Consider the following 26,985-nt stretch of genomic DNA (forward strand, 5'->3'; position numbering starts at 1 on the left):
GGGAGAAAGCCCGTCCGGCGTTTGAGGACGAGGCGCGGAGCGCCGATACGGGGGTGCGCCTCGCAGGGCTGAAGGTGCCGGGCTGGTGGGCAGGCCCGGGACAAGTCCGGGCGGGTGGGTGGGAGAGAGCCCGTCGTGGGGGTCCCCCGGGGGCAATAAGGCAAGGCCGTTGTAGAAGTGATACTCGGGTGGTGTAGACCTTGTATCCGGACGCGGGGGAAACTCGCGGTTCAGAACGTACGACGAGGGTGGGAAACAGCAGTGCAGCGGCGCGTGACAGGTCTGACCGCGGCGGTGGCCGCACTGAGCATGACGGCGCTGCTCGCCGGCTGCGGCGGCGACTCCGGTGACTCCGGCGACGTCACCCTCAAGCTCGTGGCCGCCGACTACGGCGACTCCTCGGCCAACAGCTCCAAGAAGTACTGGAGCGAACTGACGAAGAAGTTCGAGGGCGAGCACCCGGGCATCAAGGTCGAGGTGACCGTGCACTCGTGGACGGACGTCGACCGCGAGGTCAAGGAGATGGTGAAGGACGGGAACGCCCCCGACCTCGCCCAGATCGGCGCGTACGCCGACTACGCCGCGCAGGACAAGCTGTACTCCGCCGACGACCTGCTCTCCATCCCCACCCAGGCCGACTTCCTCGCCCCCCTCTCGAAGGCGGGCGAGGTGGACCGGGTGCAGTACGGCATGCCGTTCGCCGCGTCCACGCGCCTGCTCTTCTTCAACGAGAAGCTGTTCAAGAGCGCCGGGATCAAGCCGCCGGAGAGCTGGACCCAGCTCCAGGCGGCCGCGCAGAAGCTGAAGGCGCGCGGCGTGAAGATCCCCTACGCGCTGCCGCTCGGCCCGGAGGAGGCGCAGGCCGAGACGTTGCAGTGGCTGCTCAGCGGGGGCGGCGGCTACACCGACAACGTCGGCTCGTACGACATCGACTCCAAGCAGAACGTGCAGACCTTCCAGTGGCTGAAGAACGAGCTGGTCGGCAAGGGCCTGACCGGCCCGACCCCGCCCGCCGAGCTCGACCGCGCCGAGGCCTTCGCCGCGTTCACGCGCGGTGACGTCGGCATGCTCAACGGGCACCCCACGCTGATGCAGATGGCCGCGAAGAAGGGCCTGAAGTACGGCATGGTCCCGATGCCCGGCGTCAACGGCAAGGGCCAGTCCACGATGGGCGTCGCCGACTGGATGATGGCCTTCAAGCAGAACGGCCACCGCAAGGAGATCGGCGAGTTCCTCAACTTCGTCTACAGCAAGGAGAACGTCCTGGACTTCTCCCGCGAGTACGACCTGCTGCCCGTCACGGCGTCGGCGTCGCAGGAGATGACGGACAACAAGGAGGACTCCGCGAAGCTCGGCCAGTTCCTCAAGGAGCTGCCCACCTCGCAGCTGTACCCGGTCGGCAAGACGTCCTGGGCGCAGGTCTCCGTGCAGATCAAGAAGTACATCGGCAAGACCGTCGACAAGAACGGCGACCCCGAGGCCATCCTCGGGCAGATCGAGTCGAAGGCGGCCGCGGAGGAGAGCGCGCAGTGACGCGGCGGCGCCGGGGTTAGCGTGGGCGCCATGACGGACGACGACGCGCAGGCCGGTCCCGGCGCACCCTCCCGAGCCGGTGAACCCTCCGGAGCCGGTGAAGCGTCCGGTCCCGGTGAACTCTCCGCGCGGGCCCAGGCCGTGCTCGCCCTGGAGCGGCGCAGCTGGGCCGGGCCCGGCGCCAAGGAGCGGGCCATCCGCGAAGAGCTGGGGCTCGCCCCCGTCCGCTACTACCAGATCCTGAACGCCCTCCTCGACGACCGGCGGGCCCTCGCCCACGATCCGGTCACCGTGAACCGACTGCGGCGGGTTCGGCAGGCGCGGCGCGGCGAGCGTTGACGTTAAGGTCTGGCCCATGGGTGACCCGACGCACTCCCTGCCGCAGCCGCGCACGCCCGCCGGGCGGGACGGACTCGCCGCTCTCCTGGCCCGGCCCGAACGTGCCGTGATCGCCCTCGACTTCGACGGCACGCTCGCGCCGATCGTGCCCGACCCCGAGCGGGCGCGGGCCCATCCCGACGCGGTGCCCGCGCTGGCCGCGCTCGCCCCCAAGGTCCGGTCCGTGGCCGTCGTCACCGGTCGGCCCGCGGGGGTCGCCGTCCGCCACGGCGGGTTCGCCGGGGTCCCGGGGCTCGGACACCTCGTCGTGCTCGGGCACTACGGGGCCGAGCGGTGGGACGCCGTCACCGGGACCGTGCAGGCCGCCGAGCCGCACCCCGGCGTCGCCGCCGTGCGGGCCGAACTGCCCGGCTTCCTGGACGCGATCGGGGCGTGGCGGGGGACCTGGATCGAGGAGAAGGGGCGGGCCGTCGCCGTCCACACGCGGCGGGCGCTGGACCCGCAGGCCGCGTTCGACGCGTTGCGGGGGCCGCTCGGGGAGCTGGCCGCGCGGCACGGCCTGATCGTCGAGCCCGGGCGGCTCGTCCTCGAACTGCGGCCGCCCGGCGTCGACAAGGGGGTGGCCCTCGTCGACTACGTACGTGAGGTGGGCGCCGAGTCCGTCCTCTACGCCGGCGACGACCTCGGCGACGTGCCCGCCTTCACCGCCGTGGACAAGCTGCGCTCCGACGGGGAGGTGCGGGGGCTCCTGGTGTGCAGCGGGAGCCCCGAGGTCACGGAACTCGCCGACCGCGCGGACGTGGTGACCGAGGGACCCGCCGGTGTGGTGGCCCTCCTGTCGGCCTTGGCGCGCCGACTGCCCTGACGGCGCGCGGGAAGGGGCGCCTCAGGGGGTGGTCAGGGCCTGGAGCTGGTCCAGGAACCACTGGGTCGGCGGAAGGGCGGTCGCCGCCGCGGCCAGGCGTTTGGTGCGCTCCGCGCGTTCCGCGGGGGGCATCAGAAGGGCCTCGTGGAGGGCCCCGGCCGTCGCGGACACGTCGTACGGGTTGACAGTGAGCGCGTCCTCGGACAACTCCTCGTGGGCCCCGGCCTCCCGGGAGAGGACGAGGACGCACCCCTCGTCGGAGACGACGGGCACCTCCTTGGCGACGAGGTTCATGCCGTCCCGGATGGGGTTGACGAGGGCGACGTCGGCGAGCCGATAGGCGGCGAGGGAGCGCGCGAAGTCGTCCTTGACGTGGAGGACGACCGGCGTCCACCCCTCGGTGCCGTACGCGGAGTTGATGGCGTCGGCGACCCGGGAGACCTCCGCGGTGTAGTCGCGGTAGACGGCGAGGTCCTGCCGCGAGGGGTAGGCGAAGGCGACGTGCACGACCCGCCCCCGCCACTCGGGCCGGTCGGCGAGAAGCTGTTCGTAGGCGCGAAGACCGCGCACGATGTTCTTGGACAGCTCGGTGCGGTCCACCCGGACGATGACCTTCCGGTCGGGCCCGATCTGCTCCCGCAGCGCGGCGAGGCGCTCCTCGACGTCCGCCCGCCGCGCCCGCTCCCGCAGGAAGTCCGCGTCGGCCCCGAGCCCGTGCACCCCGATCCGGGTCCCGGACGTACCGCCGAGGACGGCGACGCAGCACGCCGTGAAGGCGTCGGCCCAGCGCCCGGTGAGGAAGCCGAGCCGGTCCGCGCCGAGCATCCCGCGCAGAAGCTGCTCGGCGATGTCGTCGGGAAGGAGCCGGAAGTAGTCGACGGGCGCCCAGGGCGTGTGCGAGAAGTGCCCGATGCGCAGGTCGGGCCGGAGCTCGCGGAGCATGCCGGGGACGAGCGCCAGGTGGTAGTCCTGCACGAGGACGGCCGCGCCCGGCGCCGCCTCGCCGGCGAGCGCGTCGGCGAAGGCCCGGTTGTACGTCTCGTACGCGGCCCACTGGGCGCGGAACTCAGGACCGAAGACGGGTTCGAGGGGCGTCTGGTACAGCATGTGGTGCACGAACCACAGGACCGAGTTCGCGACGCCGTTGTACGCGGCGGCGTGCACGTCGGCGTCGATGTCGAGCATCCGCACGCCCGGCTCGCCGACCCCGCGCCGCACGGCCTCCCGGTCGCCTTCGCCGAGCGCCGCGCACACCCACAGGGCGTCGGCCTCGTCGCCGACGGCGCTGAGCCCGGAGACGAGCCCGCCGCCGCCGCGCTTGGCGTCGAGCGTCCCGTCGGCGCCGAGGGAGTACGTCACCGGGCCGCGGTTGGACGCGACGAGGACCTGGGCTGCGCCCGCCTGCTCGGAAGCCATGTGCCGAAACCTAGCCGCTCGGGGAAACGCTCAAACGTACGGCTCAGGCCACCCGCCGAACGTACGGCTCAGGCCACCCGCCGCTCCGCGTACTCCGCCACCTCCGCCATCGGCGGCCGCTCCTCCGTGTCCACCGCGTACGTCCGCGGCTCGAAGCCGTGCTTGCCGCGCACGAACTGGGTCAGCTCGGGCCGTACGAGATGGGCGCGGGCGAGCCGCAGCTGCGCGGTGCGGTAGATCGCGGCCGCCATCCGCCCGAGCGCCTGCCCGTCCTGGTGCCTGTGCCTGCGCACCCCCACGTCGACCTGCGCGAGCGCGTCCAGGCCCACGGTGTGCAGCGCGTCGACGAGCAGGCCCAGTTCCACGCCGTACCCGACGGGGAAGGGGAGGCGTTCCAGGAGCGACCTGCGGGCCGCGTACTCGCCGCCGAGCGGTTGCACGAACCCCGCGAGCTGCGGCCAGTGCATGTTCAGCAGGGGCCGCGCCATCAGCTCGGTGACCCGGCCGCCCTGCCCGGCCGTCGCGCCGGACGCGGGTCCGTCGGCCGCGGGGCCGTCGGACACCGTCATCGGGCGGTCGTACATCGCCTTCACGAACTGCACGTCCGGCTCGGTGAGCAGCGGCCCCACGATGCCGGAGACGAAGTCCGCCGAGAACTCCTTCAGGTCCGCGTCGACGAACGCCACGATGTCACCGTGGGTGACCAGGAGGGAACGCCACAGGACCTCGCCCTTGCCCGGCACGGCGGGCAGCCGCGGCAGGATCGCGTCCCGGTGCACCACCCGGGCCCCGGCGGCCGCGGCCACCTCGGCCGTGCGGTCCGCCGAGCCGGAGTCGATCACCACGAGCTCGTCGACGAGCGGCACCCGCTCCATCAGCTCCCGGCGGATCTCGGCGACGATCCCGCCGACCGTCTCCTCCTCGTCGAGGGCGGGAAGGACCACGCTCACCGAGGTGCCGAGGTCACGCTTGGCGGCTGTCAGGGCGCCGGGCGCTCGGTCGCCGACGGACCAGGAACGCCTGCTCAGCCAGCGCTCGACCTCTTCCAGCACGCGCGTCCTCCCGGTTGTGATCCATCTCGCGCATCGGACGACTATCTCAAGGGTCCAAGGCTTCGGTTACAGTCTTGAACAACGCCGGTGACCATCGCATGTCGGGGGTCCCGGGCGTCACAATCGAATACCGCTCATCCAGAGGGGCAGAGGGATACGGCCCGTTGAAGCCCCGGCAACCCTCCAGCCGGTCTCGTCGCCGCGAACGCGCGCGCCGCGAGGCTCCCGGCTCGGGAAGGTGCCAATTCCGTCTCGCGGCGAGATGCGCCGCGGGGAAGATGAGGAGAAAGGGCCTCGCCTCCATGGCTGTGCAGACTGTCGCCACCACCACGCCTTCCGCGGACACCGTCGATCTCGGACCCGCTTCCGGCCTCTCCTGCCGCGAGTGCGGAACCCGCTTCGACCTCGGCCCCATCTTCGCGTGCGCCGAGTGTTTCGGACCCCTGGAAGTCGCCTACGACCTTCCCCTCGGCGACCCGGAGGGCCTGCGCAAGCGGATCGAGTCGGGACCCGCCAACATCTGGCGGTACGCCCCGCTGCTGCCCGTCCCCGCCGACGTGGCCGACAAGCCGAACCTCAACCCGGGCTGGACCAAGCTCGTCAAGGCCGACAACCTCGCCGCCGAACTGGGCGTCGAGCAGGGCAAGCTGTTCATCAAGGACGACTCGGGCAACCCCACGCACTCCTTCAAGGACCGCGTCGTCGCGCAGGCGCTCGAAGCGGCCCGCGCCTTCGGCTTCACCACCCTGTCCTGCTCCTCCACGGGCAACCTCGCCGGTGCCGTCGGCGCCGCCGCCGCCCGCGCGGGCTTCCGCTCCTGCGTGTTCATCCCGCACGACCTGGAGCAGGGCAAGGTCGTCATGGCCGCGGTGTACGGCGGCGAGCTCGTCGGCATCGAGGGCAACTACGACGACGTGAACCGCTTCTGCTCCGAGCTGATCGGCGACCCGCTGGGCGAGGGCTGGGGCTTCGTCAACGTCAACCTGCGGCCGTACTACGGCGAGGGCTCCAAGACCCTCGCGTACGAGATCTGCGAGCAGCTCGGCTGGCGCCTGCCCGACCAGCTCGTCATCCCCATCGCCTCCGGCTCCCAGCTCACGAAGATCGACAAGGGTCTGAAGGAGCTGATCGCGCTCGGCCTCGTCGAGGACAAGCCGTACAAGATCTTCGGGGCGCAGGCGGAGGGCTGCTCGCCGGTGTCCGCGGCGTTCAAGGCGGGACAGGACGTCGTGCGTCCCCAGAAGCCGAACACCATCGCCAAGTCGCTGGCGATCGGCAACCCCGCCGACGGGCCGTACGTGCTCGACATCGCGCGGCGGACCGGCGGGGCCGTGGAGGACGTCGACGACGCCCAGGTCGTCGACGCGATCAAGCTGCTCGCCCGCACCGAGGGCATCTTCGCGGAGACCGCGGGCGGGGTGACGGTGGGGGTCACCAAGAAGCTGGTCGAGGCCGGCCTCATCGACCCCTCCCTGACCACCGTCGTCCTCAACACCGGTGACGGCCTCAAGACCCTCGACGCGGTTGCCGAGACCTCTCAGGCGACCGCCACCATCCGCCCGAGCCTGGACGCGTTTCGCTCCGCGGGGCTTGCCGGTTAGTCGCCGTAGGGCCTGATGTCTGCTGCCGACTGCGAGTCGTGGTCCGTCCTCGCGCCCACGCGGCGGAGCCGCATATCGAGAACAGCCTCGCGCCCCTGACGGGGCGCTCCCCGTCCTCCCGTACCCCTGAGGTGAAACCCATGAGCGTCAACGTCCGCATCCCCACCATCCTTCGCACCTACACCGGCGGCAAGGCCGAGGTCGCCGCCGAGGGGGCGACCCTCGGTGAGGTCATCGCCGACCTGGAGAAGAACCACACCGGCATCGCGGCCCGGGTCCTCGACGACCAGGGCAAGCTGCGGCGGTTCGTGAACGTGTACGTGAACGACGACGACGTGCGGTTCGAGCAGGGTCTTCAGACCGTGACGCCGGACGGCGCCGGGGTTTCGATCATTCCCGCCGTCGCCGGCGGCTGAGCGCACACAGAGTCACCGGTATTGCCCCCTCCGCGAGAGAAGCGGAGGGGGCAATTCTGTATGGTTGAGCGCGGTACAGTTGGGAATGGAGCGCCGTTCTCGGCGCAAGCAGTGCCGCGCGCATATTCGAAGTCGGCCGCGGAGCCGACAAGAAGTAGCCAAAGTGTCCTGCCTATGTGAGCCTTATGCGGCATTTGCCGGGCCCGACTTGCCCTGGATTCCGTGGAATTCTCCGGAAATCTCCGATAGCGCGTGCCCAGAATTCTCGTCCGATTGACCTGTTGCAGAGGGCAGTTGGACAGATACATTCAGCCGCGGTCGACGCGTTCCGGCGCACACCCCCAACCCATGGGGGGTGAGGTCTGACCCGGGTCCGCGAAGTGCGGGTCTGCGCAAGGGCCAGTAATAGGGGAGTTAGGCATGGCTCAGGGCACCGTCAAGTGGTTCAACGCGGAGAAGGGATATGGCTTCATCGCGGTCGACGGTGGTGCGGATGTATTCGTCCACTACAGCGCGATCCAGATGGACGGCTACCGCACCCTGGAAGAAGGTCAGCGAGTCGAGTTCGAGATCTCGCAGGGCCAGAAGGGTCCGCAGGCGGACATGGTCAAGCTCGCCGTCTGAGCGGCTTGACGCGATCGGCCACCGACGCGACGCAAGTGACGTAGGGCCCGCATCCCGGCTACGGGATGCGGGCCCTACGTCTGTGCGGGGGCGCACGGCAGGTTCGGGGGCGACCTTGCGCCCACCCGTCTCCCGGCCACCACCCCTCATCGACGCCTCTTCGATGCGACCTTGCACTCTAGGGGGTCGAGTGCTAATCATTGGCGTTAGCACTCTACGAGTGAGAGTGACAGAACTTGGATCGGGTCGGTGAGGTCCGCAGGCCGGGTGGGGCAAGGAACCACGCGGTGCGCAGGCCGTCCGTCGCGGGCACCAGCACGGTCCGTTTGCTTTTCCACCCCGTCCGGGAGGACCACTTCACATGGCCAAGATCATCGCGTTCGACGAGGAGGCACGGCGCGGCCTCGAGCGCGGCATGAACCAGCTCGCCGACGCCGTCAAGGTGACCCTGGGCCCCAAGGGTCGCAACGTCGTCCTCGAGAAGAAGTGGGGCGCCCCCACGATCACCAACGATGGTGTGTCCATCGCCAAGGAGATCGAGCTCGAGGACCCGTACGAGAAGATCGGCGCCGAGCTGGTCAAGGAGGTCGCGAAGAAGACGGACGACGTCGCCGGTGACGGCACGACGACCGCGACCGTCCTCGCCCAGGCGCTCGTCAAGGAAGGCCTGCGCAACGTCGCGGCCGGCGCCAACCCGATGGCCCTCAAGCGCGGCATCGAGAAGGCCGTCGAGGCCGTCTCCGGCGCCCTGCTCGAGCAGGCCAAGGACGTGGAGACCAAGGAGCAGATCGCTTCCACCGCCTCCATCTCCGCCGCCGACACCCAGATCGGCGAGCTCATCGCCGAGGCCATGGACAAGGTCGGCAAGGAAGGCGTCATCACCGTCGAGGAGTCCCAGACCTTCGGTCTGGAGCTGGAGCTCACCGAGGGTATGCGCTTCGACAAGGGCTACATCTCGGCGTACTTCGCCACCGACATGGAGCGTATGGAGGCGTCGCTCGACGACCCGTACATCCTGATCGTCAACTCCAAGATCTCGAACGTGAAGGACCTCCTTCCGCTCCTCGAGAAGGTCATGCAGTCCGGCAAGCCGCTGCTGATCATCGCCGAGGACGTCGAGGGCGAGGCCCTGTCCACGCTCGTCGTGAACAAGATCCGCGGCACCTTCAAGTCCGTCGCCGTCAAGGCCCCGGGCTTCGGCGACCGCCGCAAGGCCATGCTCGGCGACATCGCCATCCTCACGGGCGGCACGGTCATCTCCGAGGAGGTCGGCCTCAAGCTGGAGAACGCCGGTCTCGACCTGCTCGGCCGCGCCCGCAAGGTCGTCATCACCAAGGACGAGACGACCATCGTCGACGGCGCCGGTGAGAGCGACCAGGTCCAGGGCCGGGTCAACCAGATCCGCGCCGAGATCGAGAACAGCGACTCGGACTACGACCGCGAGAAGCTCCAGGAGCGCCTGGCGAAGCTCGCGGGCGGCGTGGCCGTCATCAAGGCCGGTGCCGCGACCGAGGTCGAGCTCAAGGAGCGCAAGCACCGCATCGAGGACGCCGTTCGCAACGCGAAGGCGGCCGTCGAGGAGGGCATCGTCGCCGGCGGTGGCGTGGCCCTGCTGCAGGCCTCCTCGGTCTTCGAGAAGCTCGAGCTCGAGGGTGACGAGGCCACCGGTGCCGCCGCTGTGAAGCTGGCCCTGGAGGCCCCGCTGAAGCAGATCGCGGTCAACGCCGGCCTCGAGGGCGGCGTCGTCGTGGAGAAGGTGCGCAACCTGACCGTCGGTCACGGCCTGAACGCCGCGGACGGCGAGTACGTCGACATGATCGCCGAGGGCATCATCGACCCGGCGAAGGTCACGCGTTCCGCCCTGCAGAACGCCGCGTCCATCGCCGCGCTGTTCCTCACCACCGAGGCCGTCATCGCCGACAAGCCGGAGAAGGCCGCCGCCGCGGGCGCTCCGGGCGGCATGCCGGGCGGTGACATGGACTTCTGATCCTCGCGGATCAGCGGTCGTCGCAGTACGCGAACGAGGGCGGCACTCCCTGTCTCAGGGGGTGCCGCCCTCGGGCGTTCCCGGACGGTCACGGAAGACCGGCGGTGCCTGGAGGACCGGCGGTGCTCGGGACGAGCACATCAGGCTCTGTGCGCCGTACGGAAAAACTTCGCGGCCGGTGTCAACCGGATGTGTCCCCGCAGGTCTAGAGAGGTTGTACCGACCAGATGGGGAGCACGTCATTGACCGCTGAGGAGTTCGAGGAGTTCTACGCCCACGCGGTCCGACGGCTCACCGGCCAGCTGTATGTGATGCTCGGCGACCTGCAGGAGGCGCAGGACGTCGTGCAGGAGGCGTTCGTCAAGGCCTGGAGCAGGCGGGGGCGCCTGGTGAAGGAGGCCTCGCCGGAGGCGTGGATCCGCACCGTGGCCTGGCGGCTCGCCGTGCGCCGGTGGCACGGGCGGCGGCGCAGCGAGCAGGCCTGGCAGCGGCACGGCGGCGCGCCGCCCGCGGGCGCGCCCGACCCCGGTTCCGTGGTCCTCGTCGAGGCGCTGAAGGGGCTTTCCCCGCAGCAGCGCAGGACGGTGGCGCTGCACTACATCTGCGATCTGTCGGTGGAGCAGATCGCCGCGGAGACGGGCCAGTCCACCGGCACGGTCAAGACGCATCTGTCCCGGGGGCGGGCCGCCCTCGCCGACCGCTTGCAGGACCCTCGTACCCAGGAGGCGCACGGTGACTGAAGCCCACCACGACGATCCACTGGACGATCCGCTGGCGGACGCGCTCCGGGAGCTGGCCGCGGCGGCGGAGCGCGGCAGCGACCCGGCGCCCGCGCCCGTGGTCACGGCCCGCGGCGAGCGGGTGCGGCGGCGCAGGTTCGCCGTGCTCGCGGCCGGTGCCGTGCTGCTGTTCGGCGGGGCGGGCGGCGCGGTCGCCGCCGGGCTCGCCGGGCCCGAGGAGCAGGTGTCCCCGGCCGACACCCGCGACCCGAGGCCCGCGCCCTCCTCCGGCGACCCCGTGCCCGACCCCACCGACGCCTCCTCGTCGCCGGGCCCGACCGAGACCACCGAGCCCCCCGACGGCCCCGACGCCAGCGCGCCGCCCCCCACCACCGGCACCTCCGGCAGCTCCGCCGATACCGACCCGAGCCGCTCGCCGACGTACCCGCAGCGCACCCCGCCCCCGACCACCGGCACCCAGAGCGCCACCGAGACCCCGTACCGGGGTGCGGGGACGTCGCCGCCCCCGACGTCGGACATGACGGCGGGACCCGACTGACCCCGGTCGGCCCCCGCCCGCAACCGGCCCCTTCCCGCAGCACCCACGACCGGCGGCGCCACCGCGCGCCGCCGGGCGATTCCGCGCGCCCGAACGGAGATCACGCATGCCCGCGGCACCAGTGCGCACCGCCACCCGGCCCGCCCCGCTCCCGCCCTGGCCCGACGTCCGCGAGCCCGGGCGGGAGCGGGGGCGGAAGAGAGGGCGGCGGCGGTGGGCCGGGGGTGTGCGGGCGGTGCCGCGGTGGCTCGCGGGGCGGCTCGACGCGACCGACCGCTTCGTGCTCCAGGTGTATCTGGGCACGCGGGTGGGGCTTTTCGTCACCGGGTACTGCGTGGGGTGGCTGTTTCCCGCGAACTCCCGTGCCAAGGAGGCGCCCGGGCCGCTCTCGGTGTGGGAGCAGTGGGACTGGACGCACTTCCGGCACATAGCGGAGTACGGCTACTTCGGGCCCGCGCCGGGGTACGCGGACGGCCTCGAGAACGAGGAGGCGTTCTTCCCCGGGTTTCCGCTGGTGCTGCGGGCGGTGCGGCTCGTCGTGCCGGACTGGGTGGCGGCCGGGCTGCTGATCTCGCTGGTCTCGGGGGCGGTGGCGATGCTGGCGCTGGCCCGCGTGGCCAGGCTCGCGGGCGCGGACACAGGGATGGGTGAGGGGCCGGGGGCGGGGTCGGGCAAGGGCGGCGGCGCGGGTGCGGCGGTGCGGCTCGGGGGTGCGGACGCCGTCGCCCGGCGTGCCGTCCTCGTCGTCCTGCTCTCGCCCTGCGCGGTCTTCCTCGCCGCGGGCTACTCCGAATCCCTCTTCCTCGCCTGCGCGCTGCCCGCCTGGCTGGCCGCCCGGTCGGGCCGCTGGCGGCTCGCGGCGACGCTCGCCGCGTGCGCCACGACGGCCCGCGTCAGCGGTCTCTTCCTCGCCGCCGCCCTGCTCGTCGACTTCCTCCTGGCCCGCGAAGGCCGCCGCGACTGGCGCCGGCTGCCCTGGCTGACGCTGCCCGCGCTGCCCGTCCTCGCGTACACGCTGTACCTGTACGACCGCACCGGCGACTGGATGGCGTGGAAGCACGCCCAGGAGCGCGGCTGGTACCGCACCTTCCACCCGCCGTGGGAGGCCTGGGGCAACACCTGGAACGCGGCGTTCGACGGCCGCTACTCCACCGGGTACGCCCTGATGTCCCAGGCCGAACTCGCCGCCATGGTGGTCGGGTTGGCGCTGCTCGGCCGGCTGTTGTGGCGCAGGAGGTGGCCGGAGGCGGTGTACATCGCCCTGAACCTGTGGGCACTCGGCACCTCGTACTGGTACACGTCCGTGCCCCGGGCGACGCTGCTGTGGTGGCCGCTGTGGACGGGCCTGGCCGCGTGGAGCCTCCGGGCGGAGTGGCGCGCGCGGGTGGGCCTGTGCGTCCTCGCGCCGCTGAGCACGCTGTTCGCGGTGACGTTCCTGTCGGGGAGATGGACGGGCTGACCTCTCCGGGAAGACCCGCGCCCGCGGCGGCAGCCGCCCCGCGACGGCCGCCACCGCGGGCGGGTGCCCGCCCTTCGGCTACGGCAGGCGGTCCAGGATCCAGGTGCAGAGCTCCTCGGTGACCTGGGTGTGGGGTTCGTTCCTGGATGCGACCTTGAACTCGTCGAGTTCGCTGTCCTCGGGGGAGAGGGCGTTGATGTCGGCGTAGAGGTCGTCGTGGGTGTGGACGTCGCGGATGGCGACGGCGCTGACGGCGGGCACGAAGCAGTGCTCGCGGACGGGCACGTCGACACCGAGTCCGGCGATCTTGTTGAGGGCGTCGGCGAGGATGCCGAAGCCCTCCAGGGTGCCGCCGGGCGCGCCGTCGAACTCGGGCAGTCCCGAGGTGTGGATCTCCGGCTTCTTCAGGGTGAGGACGCGCAGCGTGGCCACGAGCTGGTCGTCGCCCGCGGACTGGGTGTTGAGGTCGGTGCCGACGATGCCGAGGCCCTTGCCGATGACGGCGTCCACGCCGGGCCGGACGCCGTTGCCCTCGCCGGTGCCGACGCCGTTGGCGACTCCGATCTTCCGGGGCCGCCGCGGCCAGTGGCCGACGCGCGCCAACTCGGCGAGGAACTCCTCGCGTTCCTTGTCCGGGGCGGGCGTGTCCTGCCACTCGGCGATGTGCTGGGCGAGCAGCTGCCGGGAGGCGGCGCTGTTGATCTGGCCGGAGAACCGGGGGTCGAGCTTCCGGATGTAGTGCGCGAAGGCCTGGAGCGCGATGGGGATCCAGGCGCCGCGGTGCGGGCTGTCGTACGAGAAGTAGAGCTGCGTCTCGTGCTCGTCGCCGCCGGGTTCGGACTCCATCTTGGCGAGGGCGTACCGCGTGACCAGGCCGCCCATGCTGAACCCGCCGACGGCCAGCGGGTGTTTGCCGACGCGCTCGGCGCCTGCGCGTTTGACGGCGGCGATCGCGGCCTGCGCGTTGTCGAGGATCGACGCGCTGCGCTCGTGGAAGCCGACGAGGACGAGGTCCCTGCCGCGCCTGCGCAGCTCGCTGAGGAACGGGTACGGGGCGTTGAAGTCCAGCCCGTTCCACAGGAAGTCGGGGGTGCTCGGCCCCGAGTTGAAGCCGTCGGCGAGGAGCACGGGCCGGGTCAGGCGGCTGTTGCCCTCGCCCCGGTACACCCAGGCGGTGCCGCCGGGCAGCTCCCAGACGTCGTGCGGCACGGGCGGGACCTGGGTCGGGGCTTCCCTCGGACCCGGGGCGAGGATGATCGGCGGCGCGGCACGCAGGGCTTCCTGGACCTGGGCTTCGGTGGGCGCGTTCTGCTCGGGCATGCGCGTTCCCCTCCCTTGAGCGTCACCAGCTGACGGTCAAGGGGCATCCTCGTTATGGCCCGTACGCTCCGTAAGGCGTGTTTTGCGCCGTAAATCGGAGGTCCACCCGGCCCCAACTGCCCCTAGGGCGTACGGGAGTTGTCGAGCGCCGCCCGGAGGTGGCCGTGCGACTCGTCCAGGAGGCGGGCCGCCGTGGGGCCGTCGACGGAGCCGAGGAGGGTGAGGATGGCGTTCTTGACCTCGCCGTCGGTGGCCGCGAGGGCCGCCTCGATCTCCTCGTCGGAGGCGCCCGTGGCGAGGGCGACGATGCGGCGGGAGCGGGCGCGCAGCTTCTCGTTGGAGGCGCGCACGTCGACCATCAGGTTCCCGTACGTCTTGCCGAGGCGGATCATCGTGATCGTCGACAGCATGTTGAGGACGAGCTTCTGTGCCGTGCCCGCCTTCAACCGGGTGGATCCGGTGAGGAGTTCGGGCCCGACGACGACCTCGATGCCGTGCTCGGCCGCGGCGGCGAGGGCGCTTCTCGCGTTGCAGGACAGGCCGACGGTGAGCGCGCCGCGGGCACGGGCGTGCTCGACGGCGCCGATGGCGTAGGGCGTGCGACCGGACGCGGACACGCCGACCACGGTGTCGTCGGCGGTGAGGCCGAGCGCGTCCAGATCCGCGGCGGCCAGGTCCTCGCGGTCCTCGGCGCCCTCGATCGAGGTGACCACGGCGGCGGGGCCGCCCGCGATGAGGCCGACGACGTCGCCCGGGTCGGTGTTGAACGTGGGCGGACACTCCGAGGCGTCGAGCACCCCGAGCCGCCCCGCGGTGCCCGCGCCCGCGTAGATCAGCCGTCCGCCGCGGGCCATGCGCTCGGCGGTCGCGTCGATGGCGGCGGCGATCCGCGGCACCTGCGCGGCGACGGCCGCGGGCACGGAGGCGTCCTCGCCGTTCATGATCCCGGCGATCTCCGCCGTGGACAGCCGGTCGATCTCGGAGAGCTCGGGCCGGAAGGCCTCGGTGGTGAGGGTCTCCAACTGGGCACGGAGTTCGCCGTAGGCGGCGGGCCCGGTGGGCGTGGAGGTCATAGGGGTGCGGCTCTTTCGGAGGAGAGGGGTGAGATGAGGGCTGGGCGAGCCGATTCAGCCCGTCCGGCGATTGAGGACGAGGCCGGAGGCCGATCGGCGCCCACCCCGGCCGACGGGGACCTCAACGACTGCCCCCGCCCCCGCGAGGACTGTGCCGGTGAGCCAGAGCCTCGTAAGAAGCGGCGAGCGCAGGCGCAGCCGTCTCGTACGTCCGCTGGGCGACCCCCACGAACAGACAGTCCACGACCAGCAGCTGACTCGTCCGAGAGGACATCGCCGCAGGCCGCAACTCGCTCTCACGGGCGGTGGACGTGGTCAGTATGTGATCGGCGTACTGCGAGACGAGCCCGTCGGGCCGCCCGGTGATCGCGACGGTGGTCGCCCCGTGCTCGAAGGCGACCCGCAGCGGCTCGATGACATCGCCCGTGGACCCGGAGTGGGTGATCGCGATGGCGACGTCCTTGGCGCGGAGCGTCACCGCGTTGGTGACGGCCAGGTGCGGATCGGAGTGCGCGTGCGCGACCTGGCCGATGCGCAGCAGCTTCTGTACGAGGTCCTGGGCGACGAGCCCGGACGCGGCGACGCCGTACACCTCCACGCGGCGGGCCGCGGCGAGCGCGCTGACGGCCGCGCCGAGCTGGACGGTGTCGAGCCCGGCGGCGGTGTCGGCGAGGGTCTGCTGCTCGTCGTACGCCAGCTTCGCCACCACGTCCGCGATGGGGTCGTCCACGGCGATGTCGGCGGTGACGGCGGGGGCGCGGCCCGACTGCTGCTGGGCGGCGAGCCCGGCGAGGGCGAGGCGCAGATCGCGATAGCCGGGGTAGCCGAGCAGGCGGGCGGTGCGGACCACCGTGGCCTCGCTGGTGCCGGTGAGCTCGGCGAGGCCGGTGACGGTGAGGGCGGCGGTGCCTGCCGGGTCGCCCGCGACGGCCTCGGCGACCCGCTGCATGGAGCGGGTCATCGACGGCGCGAGCGTGCGGACCTTGGCCGCGAGGGCGGCCGGGGCCGGGGGCGCGCCGCCCGCGAAAATTTCCTTCACGTCATGGGTCACTCCTGAAAGATATTTTCGGGTCCGGGGCGGGTCAAGACCCCCGACGTCCACGCCCCGAAGGACCGGGCCGCGCGCCGGGTGGTCCGGGGCCGCGCCCGCCCCCGGACCACCCGGCGCGCGGCGGGGCGCACAATGGCTGTATGGACTCCTCCGCATCCTCCGTCCCCGTCGGCCCGCTGGAGCGGGCGCTGCACGCGGCCCGCGCGCTGGTCCTCGCCGACCTGGTCGCGGACGAGGTGGCGGAGCCGGACGTGGTGTCGTTCGTCGAGGACTCCGTGGCGCAGCGCCGCTGGTGGGTCGAGCAGTGGCCCGAGGGCGTCGACTTCGTCGCCGGGCTCGTTGCGCAGGACGTTCAGGACGCCCTCCTTGAGCGGTACGGACGGTGGCCGCTGTGCCCGGTGTGCGGCTCGGGCGACCCGCACGCGCTCGACGTGGAGCCGGAGTTGGGCGCCGATCCGCATTGGGTGTGCGCGAAGGCGGGCGTGCTGGTCGCGGCCGTCGGCTCGCTCGGGTCGGTGCGCCGGTGACCCTGTACATCGACCCGCCGATCTGGCCAGGACACGGCCGCCTGTGGTCGCACCTGGTCAGCGACGTGTCGTACGAGGAGCTGCACGCGTTCGCCGCGCGGATCGGCGTGCCGGAGCGGGCCTTCGAGCGGGACCACTACGACCTGCCCGCGCACCGGTACGGGGACGCGGTGCGGGCGGGGGCGGTCGCGGTCGGGTCGAAGGAGCTGGTGCGGCGGCTGACGGAGGCGGGGCTGCGGCGGCGCAAGGGCCGGGGGACGTAGGGGCTGGAAGCCGCCCGAGCCACCCGAGCCATCCGGGAGCCGCCCGGGAGGCGCTGGTCATGTGGTGTTCAGGGCGACCGTCGGATGCAGCCGCGAGGCCCGTACCGCCGGATAGAGGCCCGCGAGCACGCCGATCAGCAGGGTCGCCGCGAGCCCGGACGCCACCGACCACGGCGGCACCACCGCAGTCCAGCCCTGCACGAGGGCGAAGCCGAACGTCACCGCCGTCCCGAGCACCGCGCCCGCCGCGCCGCCGAGCGCCGAGAGCAGCAGGGACTCCGTGAGGAACTGCAGCCGCACCGCGTTCCTGGTGGCGCCGAGCGCGCGCCGCAGGCCGATCTCCGGCCGGCGCTCCAGGACCGAGATGACCATGGTGTTGGCCACGCCGACCCCGCCGACCAGGAGCGCCACCGCGCCGAGGCCGAGCATCAGGCTGGTCAGGCCCTTGTCGGTGGCGGCCTTCGCGGCGAGCGCGTCCGAGGGCCGGGACACCTTCACGGAGCCCTCGGCGCCGGGGCTCACCGTGCGGGCGAGGACGGCCCGAACGTCCTCGACCGTGCCGTCCGGGGACCGCTCGAAGATCATCGAGGGGTGGCCGTCGAAGCGGAAGTGGGTCGCGGCGGCCGGGAAGCCGATCATCGCGACCCGGTCCAGGGTGGGGACGAGCTCCACGGGCTGAAGGATGCCGACCACGACGACGTACTCGTCGTTCATCATGATCTTTCCGCCCGGCTCGGTGATGCCGAGGCGCTCCGCGGCGACCGAGCCGAGGACGGTGACGGGCAGCCGCTCGTTGGCCTTGTTCAGCCAGATCCCCTTGGCCACGCGGGCGCCCAGGGCGTCGAGGAGGTCGGTGCGGGCCGCCTGGGTGGTGACGCCCGCCGTCCGCTCCTCGGGCACCACGTCGCTGCGCCGGATCCTGGCGTCGACGTTCCCGGTGGCCGTGGCGTGCCGGACGGGTCCGATCCGCTCGACCATCGCCACCGCCGACTTCGGCAGCTTCAGCTCGTTGCCCTCCCTGTCCTCGCCCGCCTCGACGGTGAGGAGGTTGGTGCCGAGCCGGTCGAGCCGCGCCATCAGGTCCGACTTGCTCGACTGGGACAGGCCCACCACGGCGACCATCGTGGCGATCCCGATGGCGATGCCGAGGGCGGAGAGGACGACGCGGGCCCGCCGGGCGCGCAGGCCGACGGCGCCGAGGCGCAGGATGTCGCGGGGCGCGAGCGGGGAGGGCCTGAGCCGGGGCGGCTCGGGCGGGGACGCGAACGTCATCGTGAACTCACCTCCTGGCAGTGGGAGTCGGGGCCGCCGACGTCGGAGCAGCGGGAGCCGGAGCAGTGGGAGTCGGGGCGGCCGGAGTCGGCGCAGCCGGAGCAGCCGGAGTCGGACACGATCTCGCCGTCGCGGAACCGGACCCGGCGCGGCAGCGACTCCGCGATCTCCTGGTCGTGCGTGATCACGCAGACCGTCGTGCCCGCCGCGTTCAGCTCGCGCAGGAGCTCCATGACGACCTCGCCGGACGCGCTGTCCAGGGCGCCGGTCGGCTCGTCGGCGAGCAGCAGGTCCGGCTCGCCGACCAGCGCGCGGGCGATGGCCACGCGCTGCTTCTCGCCGCCGGACAGCTCGGCGGGCCGGTGCCCGAGGCGATGGCCGAGCCGGACCCGCTCCAGGGCGGCGCGGGCGCGGGCCCGGCGCCGCCCGCGCGGCACGCCCGCGTACAGGAGCCCGTCCGCGACGTTGTCGACGGCGTCGCGGCCCGCCGCCAGGTGGAAGTGCTGGAACACGAAGCCGATGTGGCGGGCGCGCAGCGTGGACAGCTGCGCGTCCGACAGGCGCCCCACGTCGTACCCGGCCACGCGGACCGTGCCCGCCGTGGGCGCGTCGAGGGTGCCGACGACGTGCAGCATCGTCGACTTGCCGGACCCCGAAGGACCGACGACGGCGAGGAGTTCGCCCGCGCGGACGGTGAGGCTGACGCCGCGCAGGGCGTGCACGTCACCGGCGTACGACTTGGTGACGTCGCGCAGTTCGACGACGGGGGCGGGGACGAAGGGGGCGGGGACGACGGGCGCCGGGCCGGGCGCGGCACCGGGCACGGCACCGGGGGTGGAACCAGGTGTGGAACCGGAGATGGTCATTCCGTGGCCACCCCCACCGTCATCCCCTCCCTGATCCGGGACCCCCTGACCTCGATGCGCCCGTCGGCCGTCATCCCCGTCTCGACCCGCACCGTCCGGGACGTACGGCCCTCGACGACCTGGAGTCCGTAGCCGCCGTCCGTGCCGCGCAGCGCGACGACCGCCTCGACCGGGACGGTCAGGACGTCCTCGCGGCTCTCGCTGACGAACTTCACGCTCGCCGTGGCCTTGGCGTCCTCGCCGGACGCCGCCGACGCGCCCCCGTCCAGGGAGACCTCGACGGTGATGGTGTCGCCGGACGCCTCCTCCTCGCCGGAGTCCTCCGGGTCGACGGTTCCGGTGACCCGGCCGCGCTCGGTGGTGCCGCCGGCCAGGGTCACCTCGACCTTGGTGCCCTTCGCGGTGAGCGAGGCGTCGGTCTGGTCGAGCCGGGCGCGGACGACGGGCCTGGTGGAGGCGACGGTGAGGGCGGCCGTGTCCGGGCCGACCTGGTCGGCGAGGGCGGCGTCCGCGCGGACGACCTTGACCTGCTCGGGCTGGAAGACGACATCTCCCTTGCCGACCCTGCCGGTCGGCGTGCGGTTGAGGGACTTCTGCCACCGCTTGACGGCGGCGGCCGTGGCCCGGTCGTAGCGCGGGTCGACGTACAGGCCGCTGCCGTATCCGAGCGCGACGAGATTGCGCTCCAGCTCCAGTACGTCGCTGCCGCGGGCGCCGACCTTCATCTCGCGGAAGGCGGGCACCGGGCCGTACAGGAGCGTGACCGGCTTGTCGTCCAGCTCGTAGAGGGCCTGCCCGCGGGTGACGGTGGCGCCCTCGCGGGCCGCGACCGTCACGGTGCCGGGCACGGCGGACTTCACGGCGCGCCGCCGCGCGTAGTCGATCTTCCCGTCGACCGTCTTGGCAAGGGCCAGGTCGGCCCGGGTGACGGTGGCGGTGGCGGGCGGCCGCTCGGACCGGCCGCCGCCGGTGTCGCCGCCCTCGTACGCCAGGGCGCCCGCGCCCACCGCCACGGCGGCCGCGGCGGCGCCGACGAGGATTCCCGTACGCCGCCTCATCTACTGCATCCCGTCCAGGCCTTCGAGCAGCTTGCTCGCGCACGCCTTCTCGGCCTGCTTGTACGCGGGCGAGCCCTGGTCGAGCGCCGGGTCCGCGGGGTTCGGGTCGCCGCCGGGGATGACGTTGCCGCCGGACATCGTGGGGTTGGTGAACCGGGAGACGCCGTTGTCGCGCATGCACTTGGCGTGCGCGAGCATCGACTCGTAGTCCTTCTGCGCGTCGCGCTCGGGCGCCAGGTTCGCGGCGGCGACGAACTCCTTGTTGCAGACGCCGTTCTTGCCGCCCTTGTACTCCTCGCCGCCGCCGTTCGGGTCGACGAGCTTCTCGATCTTCGACCAGTCCAGATAGCCGCTCAGCTTCGGGTCGGGGTAGTCCTTCAGGCCGGCTTTGGCGCGCATGCAGCGGACGTAGGTCAGCTGGGCGTCGTAGAAGGCGCTCTTGCCCTCGGCGGCGGGCTTGGAGGCGCCCCCCTCGCCCTTGCCTTCGCCCTTGTCCTTGCCGGACGCCGCGGTCGGCTCCTCGGGAGCGGAGGCGACTCCCTCGTCCTTGACGCCGTCGTCCCCGCCGCCGCAGGCGACGCAGAGGGCCAGGACGGGAGCGGCGACGGCCGCGGCGACACGCAGACGGGTGGTGCCCCGGGAAGCGGTGTGGATGCTCATGCGGACCACCGTCGGGCCCGTACATGGTGGCCGGTCCATGGCCGCATGATGAGCGCGTAACAATGCGCGGGAACGGCGGTCCCGGCCCCCGCGACCGGGTCTGAACAGGGCAAACCCTCACGCATAATCGGCCGCATGGCCCATGTACTGCTGATCGAGGACGACGTGTCCGTGCGCGACGGCATGGAACTGGTGCTGCGCAGGCACGGCTACGACGTCGCCACGGCCGCCACCGGTGAGGACGCCCTCGCCCTCCTCGCCGACCCGGCGGGCGCGGCCGTCGAACTCGCCGTGCTCGACCTGATGCTGCCCGGCATCGACGGCTTCGAGGTCTGCCGACGGCTGCGTGCGAGCGGGTCCACGGTGCCCGTGATCATGCTGACCGCGCGGGGCGACGACACCGACATCGTGCGGGGCCTGGAGGCGGGCGCCGACGACTACGTGGTCAAGCCGGTGACCGCGCCCGTGCTCGAAGCCAGGATCCGGGCGGCGCTGCGCCGGGCCGAACCCACCCAGGCGGCGCGGGGCGAGGATCACGCAGGCCTCGTCATCGACCGGGCCGGGCTCACCGTCGCCAAGCGCGGCACGCCGATCGCCCTGCCGCCCACCGAACTGCGCCTGCTCCTGGAGCTCTCGGCGTCCCCGGCACACGTCTTCAGCCGCGAGCAGTTGCTCGGTTCGGTGTGGGAGCACGGGTTCCTCGGGGACTCCCGGCTCGTGGACGCGGCGGTGGGCAGGCTCCGCGCCAAGATCGAGGACATTCCGGCGCGGCCGCGCTACATCCAGACGGTACGGGGCTTCGGCTACCGGTTCGGGCCGGTGTGAGGGTGCTCCGGCGGGAGGAGCGGGCGCGGGAGGAGCGGGACCGGGAGGAGCGGGCGCGGGAGGGCGGGGGTGCGGCGGGCGCCCGTGGTGCCCTCCGACGTCTCGTCGGCCTGCGCACCCGCCTCGTCGTGGCCTTCGTCCTCATCGCCCTGGTCAGCGCGGTCACGGCGACCGCGCTCGCGTACCGCGAATCCCGCACCGCCGTCCTCGAACGCAAACAGGACGCGGTGCGCGGCGCCTTCAAGAACCGCGTCGAGCAGGCCGCGGCGGACTTCGACGTCCCCGCCGACGAGGTGGCCCTGACCCGCTTCGCCACCACCGTCGCGGACGGCCTCGGCGACGACGCCGTGGTCGTGGCCCGCTACCGCTCCCTCACCGTGTCCTCCGACGCGTCCGCCGACCGCTCCCGGATCACGCCCGCCCTGCGCGCGGCGGTGCGCGACCGCAACCGCATGAGCTTCCAGCGCGTCGACCACGACGGCCGCCCCTACCTGGTCGTGGGCACCCCCGTCACCTTCGACGGCGCGGCGCCCTCGGGCCTCGACGCCTTCGCCATCACCTCGCTGCGGGCGGAGAGCGAGGCGACGGCCGGCGTCCTGGACGCGGTGCGGGACGGCATCGTGCCGGTGGTGCTGCTCGCCGCCGTCCTCGCGCTGCTCTCCGCGGGCACCGTCCTGCGCCCCGTACGCGAACTGGGCCGCGCCACCCGGCGGCACGCGGCCGGTGACCTCACGTCCCGGGTGCGGGTCCGGGGCCGCGACGAACTGGCCGACCTGGCGCGGGACTTCAACAAGACCGCGGACGCCCTGGAGGCGTCCGTCGCCGAACTGCGCGAGCAGGACGCGCGGGCGAAGCGCTTCGTCGCCGACGTCTCGCACGAACTGCGCACCCCCCTCGCCGCGATGACGATGGTCGCCACCGTCCTCGACGAGGACGCGCACGCCCTGCCGCCGGACACGGCCCACGCGGCCCGCACCGTCAGCGAGGAGACGGCGCGGCTGTCCCGGCTCGTGGACGACCTGATGGAGATGTCCCGCTTCGACTCGGGCGCGGCCCGCCTCAACCTCACCCCCACCGACCTCGCGGAAGCCGTCACGGCCACGCTGTCCCTGCGGGCCCTGACCGACCGCGTACGCACCGAACTGCCCCCGGGCGTCCGGGCGCTGGTCGACCGCCGCCGCGTCGACGTGATCGTGGCCAACCTCGTCGGCAACGCCCTGCGCCACGGGGCGCCGCCCGTGACGCTGACCCTCGCCACCGACCCGGCGGGCGACTGGCTGACCGTCGAGGTGGCCGACCGCGGCCCCGGTCTCCCGCCCGAGACCCTCGCCCACGTCTTCGACCGCTTCTACAAGGCCGACTCCGCCCGCACCCGCTCCGAGGGCAGCGGCCTCGGCACCGCCATCGCCCTGGAGAACGCCCGCCTGCACGGCGGCACGATCGAGGCGGCCAACGCCCCCGAAGGCGGCGCGGTGTTCACGTTGCGGCTGCCGTGGCGGCGCCCGAGGCAGGAGGACACATGAAGCACCCACCCGTCGGTGCCGCCCTCGCGACGCTCGCCGTCGTGCTGCTCGCCGGATGCGGGGTCCGCCCCACCGGCGTCCTGGACGGCGGGGAGTCCGCCGGGGGCCTGACCAAGGGCCTGCGCCTGTACTTCGTCTCGCAGGCGGGCCGGCTGGAGGGCGTGTCCCGCCCCAGCATCCCGGCGTACAAGGTCACCGACCCCAACGGCGTCATCAAACTTCTCCTGGCCGGCCCGGTGGACGCGGAACGCGACGCCGGACTCACCACGTTGCTGGGCCGGGACGGGGGCTACCACGGCACGGTCGACGGGAACGGCGGGAACGGCGGGGACAAGGTCACGGTCCACGTGCCGGAGGGGGACCTCGCCGGCTCGTCCGTGGAGGGCCGGAACCTCATGGGCCAACTCGTGTGCAGCATCGCCAGGGCGCGAGCCGTGGCCGACAGGAACGGCACGACCAGGACGGACGACGTCCGCGTCACGATCCGCCCGAGGGCTGACGGCCGCCCGGGGACATATGTGTGCTCGGACTTCCTGAAGTAGCCGTGCGGGCGGCGGACGTTCACCATCAGTCCTGCCGGAGCAGATTCAGCCCCTCCGGCGTTTGAGGAGCGGGGTCTGGGGCGGAGCCCCAGTTTCGGGAAGGGGCGGGGTTGGGGAGCCCTCGGCAGAGCCCCGCACCCGCACGGACACCGCCACCACCCCCAAGGCCGACACCGTCAGCCCGGCCCCCGCCCAAGCAGCCGCCTCATACCCCCACCCCACATCGATGACGGTCCCCCCGAGCCACGGCCCCGCCGTGTTCCCGAGGTTGAACGAGGCCGTGGCCGTGGCCCCCGCCAGCGTGGGCGCCGCGCCCGCGACCTCGAACACGCGGGCGTTGAGCGCGGGCCCGGTGTAGAACGCGGAAACCCCCAGCAGAAACGCAAGAATCACCACGGCGACGGCACTAGCGGAGAACAGCGCGAGGGAGCCGAGAAACACGGTGGAAGCGGCGATCCCGCTGAACAGAACGGTGAAGAGCCGCCCGTCGGTCACCCGCCCCCCGATCGCCGTACCGATCAACGCCCCCACCCCGAACAGCGCGAGCACCCCCGGCACCCACCCATCGTCGAGCCCCGCGACATCGGTGAGCAGCGGAGCGAGATAGCTGAACGCGCAGAACACCCCGCCGGCGGCGAGCGCGACGACGGCGACGGCGAGCCACACCTGCCGGTCCCGGTAGATGACGAGTTCGCGCCGCAGGACGGGCTGTTCGGCGGGCGGGGCGATGCGCGGGACGAGCAGTACGACGCCGACGAGGGCGAGCGCGGAGGCCCCGGCGACGGCCCAGAAGGCGGAGCGCCACCCGAAGTGGTCGCCGAGGAAGGCGCCCGCGGGCACGCCGAGGACGTTGGCGAGGGAGAGCCCGCCGAGCATGACGGCGATGGCCCGCGCCCGCTGCGTCACCGGCACCATCGCGACGGCGACGGACGCGCCGACGGCCCAGAACCCGGCGCAGGCGAGGGCGCTGACGACGCGGGACGCGAACAGGACGGCGTACGAGGGGGCGAGGGCGCCCGCGATCTGGCCGAGGCCGAAGACGCTGATGAGGGCGATGAGGGTGGCCCGGCGCGGCAGCCGCAGGGTGGTGGCGGCGAGCAGTGGGGCGCCGACGACCATGCCGATGGCGAACGCGGAGATCAGCAGTCCGGCGCGCGGCACGGAGACGTTCATGTCGTCGGCGACGGCGGGCAGCAGGCCCGACAGCATGAACTCACTGGTGCCGAGGGCGAAGACGGCGACGCCGAGGGTGTGCACGGCTATGGGCATGCGAGAGGGCACGTTTTTCGCCAACGTGTTCGGGGGCGTGGTCATTCCCACCCCGGGGCGGACCGGTCGGCCCGGGGGCCGACCGGAGCGCGGCCGGACGTCACACGGACGCGCTCAGGCGTCACACGGACGCGCTCAGGCGTCACGCGGACACGCTCAGGCGTCGCGCGGGCGCTCGAAGACCGCCTCGTCGTCACGGTCGGCGGCGCGGGTGAACCCGGCGCGGGTCAGGACGCTGTGGGAGGCGGTGTTGCCGACGTCGGAGAGGCCGCGCACGCCCTGTACGTCCCCGTGGTCGGGGTGGGCGAGGGCCCAGTCGGTGAGGGCGCCGAGTGCCCGCGTCGCGTACCCGTTGCCGCGGGCCGCGGGGACCAGGCTGTAGCCGACCTCCGCCCAGCCGTCCTCGCCGGGCACGCCGTGGAAGCCCATGGCGCCGACGGCGCGCTGGTCCTCGGTGCGGACGACGGCGAACATGCCCCACTCGGGGCGGTGCGTCCCGGCGGCGTACGCCTTCGCGGTGCGTCCCGCCGCTCCGCGCGTGCCCGCGCCGGGCCCGTCGTCGGCCCAGTCGAAGCCGCCGGTGCCGCCCGCGGCGATGTCGGCGGCGGCGTCCGGGGACACCTCGACCAGGTCGACGGGGCCCGCGGGAAGGAGCAGGGGGTTGTGCCAGCGCCAGCGGTCCAGGCGGGCGTGGCCGTCGCGGGTGCCGCGGCCGGTGGCCCACAGCAGGACGCGCCAGTGGTCCTCGCCGTCGTGGGCCGGGGGCACGTTCGGGAACAGGCGGGACAGCAGGGCCTCGCACAGCTCGGCCGGGGGTTCGTAGGCGACGTCGAAGGCGCGCAGGACGTCGTACGTGTGCAGGAGCAGCTCGGCGACGCCCATCGCCGCGAAGCCGGTCGCGTCCGCGGTGCCGTACGGGTACGGGTGCCAGCCGCGCACGCCTCGTGGTGTGGTCCGTACGACCGCCGCGAGCAGGCCCGCCGTCGCCTCCACGACGCGCACCACGCCGTCCGCGTCCGTGTCGTCCTCCAGGCGCATGTCGACCGGGACGTATCCGCCGATGGCCGCGGTGCGGCCGGTGAGCTGTGTCGCGTACGCCGTGAAGTCGCCCGCGATGTGCTCCGCCGTGTCCAGGCAGCTCCACTCCAGGTCGCCCGCGGGCACCGTCCAGTCGTAGTCCGCCGTCGCCACCGCGCGCAGTGCCGCCACCGCGTGCGCCGTCGCCTCGTCGATCCGTTCCCCGCCATTGAAGAGCATGGCGTGAGGTTACGTGAGCAGGTCCAGCTCCGTCCTGAGGTTTTCCCTGGCCAGGGGCTCCCAGTGGGTCGCTCCGTACTCCGTGCGGAACAGGCGTGGCAGGGCGAGCAGTTGGCGCAGGACGTCCGCGCGGCCCGCCCGGAACGCCTCGTCGGGGACGAAGGCGTACTCCTCGCGGACCGCCGCCGCGTATCTGGCGTACGCGTCCGGGGGCGCGGCGAGGATCGCGAGGTCCGCGTCGCACAGGACCTCGCCGTTCGTGTCGCCGTCCGCCGGGTCGTGGGTGACCGTGAGGCGGACCAGGCGGGCCACCTCCGCGGTCGCCTCCTGGGTGAGGCCCGCCTCCGGCAGGGCGCGTTCCGCGAGGCGGGCGCTGCGTTCCTCGTTCTCCGAGCGGTCGGGGGCGTAGACCGCGTCGTGGAACCAGGCTGCGAGCCGCACCAAGTGCGGGGTGTCCGCGTGGGGGTGGAGGGTGTCGATGTGGTCCAGTACGGCGAGCAGGTGCGACCTGTCGTGATACCGCCGGTGCGCCTCGCCCCACCGCGCGATCAGATTCTCCCCGTACGGCTCCGGATCCGGCCCCGGCTCCGCACCCCGCGCCGCGAGCAACGCGTCCCGCCAACGGGTCTGGAGAGCTTCGACATCATCTGCAGCCATACGCCGACCCTAGCGGGGCTCCCCAACCCCACTCCTTCACCGATCCCGGGGCTCTGCCCCTGGACCCCGGGGGTGGGTGTCCCGTGGCGGGTGGGACAGTCCTCCCCCGATCGGCGCTCCGCGCCTCGTCCTCAATCTCCCCCAAGCTCTTGAGGAGCAGGGGGCACCCCCACGACGGGCTGGATCGGTGCTGAGCCAGACCGGGCAGGCGGTGCGGACCGCCCCCGCCGAAGCCATGGCGGGGGCGGGTGG

General features: G+C 72.8%; 27 protein-coding genes and 1 riboswitch. Of the genes, 15 read left to right on the top strand and 12 right to left on the bottom strand.

The annotated features are described in order from the left end of the window. The first annotated feature begins 261 nt into the window (after positions 1–261). From OO63_RS37880 to otsB, 3 genes are read left to right on the top strand one after another with little or no spacing between them, the layout of a single operon-like run. Positions 262–1,533, top strand: a complete 1,272-nt coding sequence (locus tag OO63_RS37880) for an extracellular solute-binding protein (protein ID WP_030363412.1) — start codon at positions 262–264, stop codon at positions 1,531–1,533. A 30-nt stretch (positions 1,534–1,563) separates the two neighbouring features. Beyond that, positions 1,564–1,872, top strand: a complete 309-nt coding sequence (locus tag OO63_RS37885) for a DUF3263 domain-containing protein (protein ID WP_030363413.1) — start codon at positions 1,564–1,566, stop codon at positions 1,870–1,872. Positions 1,873–1,888: 16 nt separating this feature from the next. Then, on the top strand, positions 1,889–2,737 hold the full coding sequence (gene otsB / locus OO63_RS37890; RefSeq protein ID WP_030363414.1) for a trehalose-phosphatase: 849 nt from the start codon (positions 1,889–1,891) through the stop codon (positions 2,735–2,737). Between the two features lie 21 nt (positions 2,738–2,758). On the opposite strand, the gene OO63_RS37895 is transcribed toward otsB, so the two are convergent. After that, complete coding sequence (locus tag OO63_RS37895) at positions 2,759–4,153, bottom strand: alpha,alpha-trehalose-phosphate synthase (UDP-forming) (protein ID WP_030363415.1); 1,395 nt, start codon at positions 4,151–4,153, stop codon at positions 2,759–2,761. A 68-nt stretch (positions 4,154–4,221) separates the two neighbouring features. Next, complete coding sequence (locus OO63_RS37900) at positions 4,222–5,205, bottom strand: glucosyl-3-phosphoglycerate synthase (protein WP_030363416.1); 984 nt, start codon at positions 5,203–5,205, stop codon at positions 4,222–4,224. Positions 5,206–5,336: 131 nt separating this feature from the next. Continuing rightward, a riboswitch (SAM riboswitch) is annotated at positions 5,337–5,490 on the top strand. On the opposite strand from OO63_RS37900, the gene thrC reads away from it, so the two are divergent. From thrC to OO63_RS37940, 7 genes are all read left to right on the top strand, one after another. Continuing rightward, positions 5,484–6,806 carry a threonine synthase gene (thrC, locus tag OO63_RS37905; protein WP_078619614.1) on the top strand — a complete coding sequence of 441 codons (1,323 nt, stop codon included), beginning with the start codon at positions 5,484–5,486 and terminating at the stop codon, positions 6,804–6,806. (Overlaps the previous riboswitch by 7 nt.) Before the next feature lie 140 nt (positions 6,807–6,946). Further along, positions 6,947–7,222: a MoaD/ThiS family protein gene (locus OO63_RS37910; protein WP_030363418.1), complete on the top strand. Its 276-nt coding sequence runs from the start codon at positions 6,947–6,949 to the stop codon at positions 7,220–7,222. A gap of 420 nt (positions 7,223–7,642) precedes the next feature. Beyond that, entirely contained in the window at positions 7,643–7,846 is a 204-nt protein-coding gene (locus tag OO63_RS37915; protein ID WP_005315736.1) for a cold-shock protein, read from the top strand. A 361-nt stretch (positions 7,847–8,207) separates the two neighbouring features. Continuing rightward, a complete protein-coding gene (gene groL, locus OO63_RS37920; protein ID WP_030363419.1) occupies positions 8,208–9,833 on the top strand; it encodes a chaperonin GroEL in 1,626 nt (541 codons plus the stop codon). A 242-nt stretch (positions 9,834–10,075) separates the two neighbouring features. Next, positions 10,076–10,573, top strand: a complete 498-nt coding sequence (locus OO63_RS37925; protein WP_030363420.1) for a SigE family RNA polymerase sigma factor — start codon at positions 10,076–10,078, stop codon at positions 10,571–10,573. Beyond that, complete coding sequence (locus OO63_RS42685; RefSeq protein ID WP_051811604.1) at positions 10,566–11,111, top strand: hypothetical protein; 546 nt, start codon at positions 10,566–10,568, stop codon at positions 11,109–11,111. Before OO63_RS37925 ends, OO63_RS42685 begins: the two co-directional genes overlap by 8 nt. A gap of 106 nt (positions 11,112–11,217) precedes the next feature. Beyond that, positions 11,218–12,570, top strand: a complete 1,353-nt coding sequence (locus tag OO63_RS37940; RefSeq protein WP_234311464.1) for a hypothetical protein — start codon at positions 11,218–11,220, stop codon at positions 12,568–12,570. A gap of 78 nt (positions 12,571–12,648) precedes the next feature. Here OO63_RS37940 and OO63_RS37945 read toward each other — a convergent pair whose 3' ends face one another. The 3 genes from OO63_RS37945 to OO63_RS37955 all read right to left on the bottom strand — a co-directional run bounded on the left by OO63_RS37945 (position 12,649) and on the right by OO63_RS37955 (position 16,014). Further along, entirely contained in the window at positions 12,649–13,890 is a 1,242-nt protein-coding gene (locus OO63_RS37945; RefSeq protein WP_030363422.1) for an esterase/lipase family protein, read from the bottom strand. Between the two features lie 122 nt (positions 13,891–14,012). Beyond that, entirely contained in the window at positions 14,013–14,963 is a 951-nt protein-coding gene (gene murQ / locus OO63_RS37950; protein WP_033264854.1) for an N-acetylmuramic acid 6-phosphate etherase, read from the bottom strand. Positions 14,964–15,084: 121 nt separating this feature from the next. Beyond that, complete coding sequence (locus OO63_RS37955; RefSeq protein WP_078619616.1) at positions 15,085–16,014, bottom strand: MurR/RpiR family transcriptional regulator; 930 nt, start codon at positions 16,012–16,014, stop codon at positions 15,085–15,087. 140 nt (positions 16,015–16,154) lie between these two features. On the opposite strand from OO63_RS37955, the gene OO63_RS37960 reads away from it, so the two are divergent. After that, positions 16,155–16,541: a hypothetical protein gene (locus tag OO63_RS37960; RefSeq protein ID WP_030363425.1), complete on the top strand. Its 387-nt coding sequence runs from the start codon at positions 16,155–16,157 to the stop codon at positions 16,539–16,541. Further along, positions 16,538–16,804 (top strand): DUF4031 domain-containing protein, encoded by a 267-nt coding sequence (locus tag OO63_RS37965; protein ID WP_030363426.1) that lies wholly within the window; start codon positions 16,538–16,540, stop codon positions 16,802–16,804. Before OO63_RS37960 ends, OO63_RS37965 begins: the two co-directional genes overlap by 4 nt. A gap of 57 nt (positions 16,805–16,861) precedes the next feature. On the opposite strand, the gene OO63_RS37970 is transcribed toward OO63_RS37965, so the two are convergent. From OO63_RS37970 to OO63_RS37985, 4 genes are read right to left on the bottom strand one after another with little or no spacing between them, the layout of a single operon-like run. Next, the gene (locus OO63_RS37970; protein ID WP_030363427.1) at positions 16,862–18,076 is read right to left on the bottom strand and encodes an ABC transporter permease; all 1,215 of its coding nucleotides are present in this window, start codon (positions 18,074–18,076) and stop codon (positions 16,862–16,864) included. Further along, the gene (locus OO63_RS37975) at positions 18,073–18,942 is read right to left on the bottom strand and encodes an ABC transporter ATP-binding protein (RefSeq protein ID WP_234311465.1); all 870 of its coding nucleotides are present in this window, start codon (positions 18,940–18,942) and stop codon (positions 18,073–18,075) included. Before OO63_RS37975 ends, OO63_RS37970 begins: the two co-directional genes overlap by 4 nt. Then, positions 18,939–20,000, bottom strand: coding sequence for an efflux RND transporter periplasmic adaptor subunit (locus OO63_RS37980; RefSeq protein WP_030363429.1), 1,062 nt, complete (start codon positions 19,998–20,000; stop codon positions 18,939–18,941). The genes OO63_RS37975 and OO63_RS37980 overlap by 4 nt, the downstream gene beginning before the upstream one ends. Next, on the bottom strand, positions 20,001–20,660 hold the full coding sequence (locus OO63_RS37985) for a hypothetical protein (protein ID WP_030363430.1): 660 nt from the start codon (positions 20,658–20,660) through the stop codon (positions 20,001–20,003). Positions 20,661–20,795: 135 nt separating this feature from the next. Here OO63_RS37985 and OO63_RS37990 point away from each other — a divergent pair, with 135 nt between their 5' ends. The 3 genes from OO63_RS37990 to OO63_RS38000 are packed head-to-tail and all read left to right on the top strand — an operon-like array spanning position 20,796 to position 23,550. Next, entirely contained in the window at positions 20,796–21,485 is a 690-nt protein-coding gene (locus OO63_RS37990) for a response regulator transcription factor (protein WP_030363431.1), read from the top strand. Between the two features lie 2 nt (positions 21,486–21,487). Beyond that, positions 21,488–23,008 (top strand): ATP-binding protein, encoded by a 1,521-nt coding sequence (locus OO63_RS37995; RefSeq protein ID WP_106983545.1) that lies wholly within the window; start codon positions 21,488–21,490, stop codon positions 23,006–23,008. Continuing rightward, the gene (locus OO63_RS38000) at positions 23,005–23,550 is read left to right on the top strand and encodes a hypothetical protein (RefSeq protein ID WP_030363433.1); all 546 of its coding nucleotides are present in this window, start codon (positions 23,005–23,007) and stop codon (positions 23,548–23,550) included. Before OO63_RS37995 ends, OO63_RS38000 begins: the two co-directional genes overlap by 4 nt. Before the next feature lie 45 nt (positions 23,551–23,595). On the opposite strand, the gene OO63_RS38005 is transcribed toward OO63_RS38000, so the two are convergent. The 3 genes from OO63_RS38005 to OO63_RS38015 form a co-directional block, all read right to left on the bottom strand. Continuing rightward, on the bottom strand, positions 23,596–24,819 hold the full coding sequence (locus tag OO63_RS38005) for a Cmx/CmrA family chloramphenicol efflux MFS transporter (RefSeq protein ID WP_030363434.1): 1,224 nt from the start codon (positions 24,817–24,819) through the stop codon (positions 23,596–23,598). Positions 24,820–24,975: 156 nt separating this feature from the next. Then, positions 24,976–26,076 carry a GNAT family N-acetyltransferase gene (locus tag OO63_RS38010; protein WP_030363435.1) on the bottom strand — a complete coding sequence of 367 codons (1,101 nt, stop codon included), beginning with the start codon at positions 26,074–26,076 and terminating at the stop codon, positions 24,976–24,978. Between the two features lie 9 nt (positions 26,077–26,085). After that, positions 26,086–26,733 (bottom strand): HD domain-containing protein, encoded by a 648-nt coding sequence (locus OO63_RS38015; RefSeq protein ID WP_030363436.1) that lies wholly within the window; start codon positions 26,731–26,733, stop codon positions 26,086–26,088. Positions 26,734–26,985 lie beyond the last annotated feature (252 nt).

Origin of the sequence: Streptomyces alboflavus (genome assembly GCF_000716675.1) — a bacterium.
Classification (GTDB): Bacteria; Actinomycetota; Actinomycetes; order Streptomycetales; family Streptomycetaceae; genus Streptomyces; species Streptomyces alboflavus.

What these genes read in the sequence shown, in the direction of transcription:
- OO63_RS37885 (WP_030363413.1), top strand. Translation starts at nt 1,564, where the DNA reads ATGACGGACGACGACGCGCAGGCCGGTCCCGGCGCACCCTCCCGAGCC.
- otsB (WP_030363414.1), top strand. Translation starts at nt 1,889, where the DNA reads ATGGGTGACCCGACGCACTCCCTGCCGCAGCCGCGCACGCCCGCCGGG.
- OO63_RS37895 (WP_030363415.1), bottom strand. Translation starts at nt 4,153, where the DNA reads ATGGCTTCCGAGCAGGCGGGCGCAGCCCAGGTCCTCGTCGCGTCCAAC.
- thrC (WP_078619614.1), top strand. Translation starts at nt 5,484, where the DNA reads ATGAGGAGAAAGGGCCTCGCCTCCATGGCTGTGCAGACTGTCGCCACC.
- OO63_RS37910 (WP_030363418.1), top strand. Translation starts at nt 6,947, where the DNA reads ATGAGCGTCAACGTCCGCATCCCCACCATCCTTCGCACCTACACCGGC.
- OO63_RS37915 (WP_005315736.1), top strand. Translation starts at nt 7,643, where the DNA reads ATGGCTCAGGGCACCGTCAAGTGGTTCAACGCGGAGAAGGGATATGGC.
- groL (WP_030363419.1), top strand. Translation starts at nt 8,208, where the DNA reads ATGGCCAAGATCATCGCGTTCGACGAGGAGGCACGGCGCGGCCTCGAG.
- OO63_RS37940 (WP_234311464.1), top strand. Translation starts at nt 11,218, where the DNA reads ATGCCCGCGGCACCAGTGCGCACCGCCACCCGGCCCGCCCCGCTCCCG.
- OO63_RS37945 (WP_030363422.1), bottom strand. Translation starts at nt 13,890, where the DNA reads ATGCCCGAGCAGAACGCGCCCACCGAAGCCCAGGTCCAGGAAGCCCTG.
- murQ (WP_033264854.1), bottom strand. Translation starts at nt 14,963, where the DNA reads ATGACCTCCACGCCCACCGGGCCCGCCGCCTACGGCGAACTCCGTGCC.
- OO63_RS37960 (WP_030363425.1), top strand. Translation starts at nt 16,155, where the DNA reads ATGGACTCCTCCGCATCCTCCGTCCCCGTCGGCCCGCTGGAGCGGGCG.
- OO63_RS37970 (WP_030363427.1), bottom strand. Translation starts at nt 18,076, where the DNA reads ATGACGTTCGCGTCCCCGCCCGAGCCGCCCCGGCTCAGGCCCTCCCCG.
- OO63_RS37975 (WP_234311465.1), bottom strand. Translation starts at nt 18,942, where the DNA reads ATGACCATCTCCGGTTCCACACCTGGTTCCACCCCCGGTGCCGTGCCC.
- OO63_RS37980 (WP_030363429.1), bottom strand. Translation starts at nt 20,000, where the DNA reads ATGAGGCGGCGTACGGGAATCCTCGTCGGCGCCGCCGCGGCCGCCGTG.
- OO63_RS37985 (WP_030363430.1), bottom strand. Translation starts at nt 20,660, where the DNA reads ATGAGCATCCACACCGCTTCCCGGGGCACCACCCGTCTGCGTGTCGCC.
- OO63_RS37990 (WP_030363431.1), top strand. Translation starts at nt 20,796, where the DNA reads ATGGCCCATGTACTGCTGATCGAGGACGACGTGTCCGTGCGCGACGGC.
- OO63_RS38000 (WP_030363433.1), top strand. Translation starts at nt 23,005, where the DNA reads ATGAAGCACCCACCCGTCGGTGCCGCCCTCGCGACGCTCGCCGTCGTG.
- OO63_RS38005 (WP_030363434.1), bottom strand. Translation starts at nt 24,819, where the DNA reads ATGCCCATAGCCGTGCACACCCTCGGCGTCGCCGTCTTCGCCCTCGGC.
- OO63_RS38010 (WP_030363435.1), bottom strand. Translation starts at nt 26,076, where the DNA reads ATGCTCTTCAATGGCGGGGAACGGATCGACGAGGCGACGGCGCACGCG.
- OO63_RS38015 (WP_030363436.1), bottom strand. Translation starts at nt 26,733, where the DNA reads ATGGCTGCAGATGATGTCGAAGCTCTCCAGACCCGTTGGCGGGACGCG.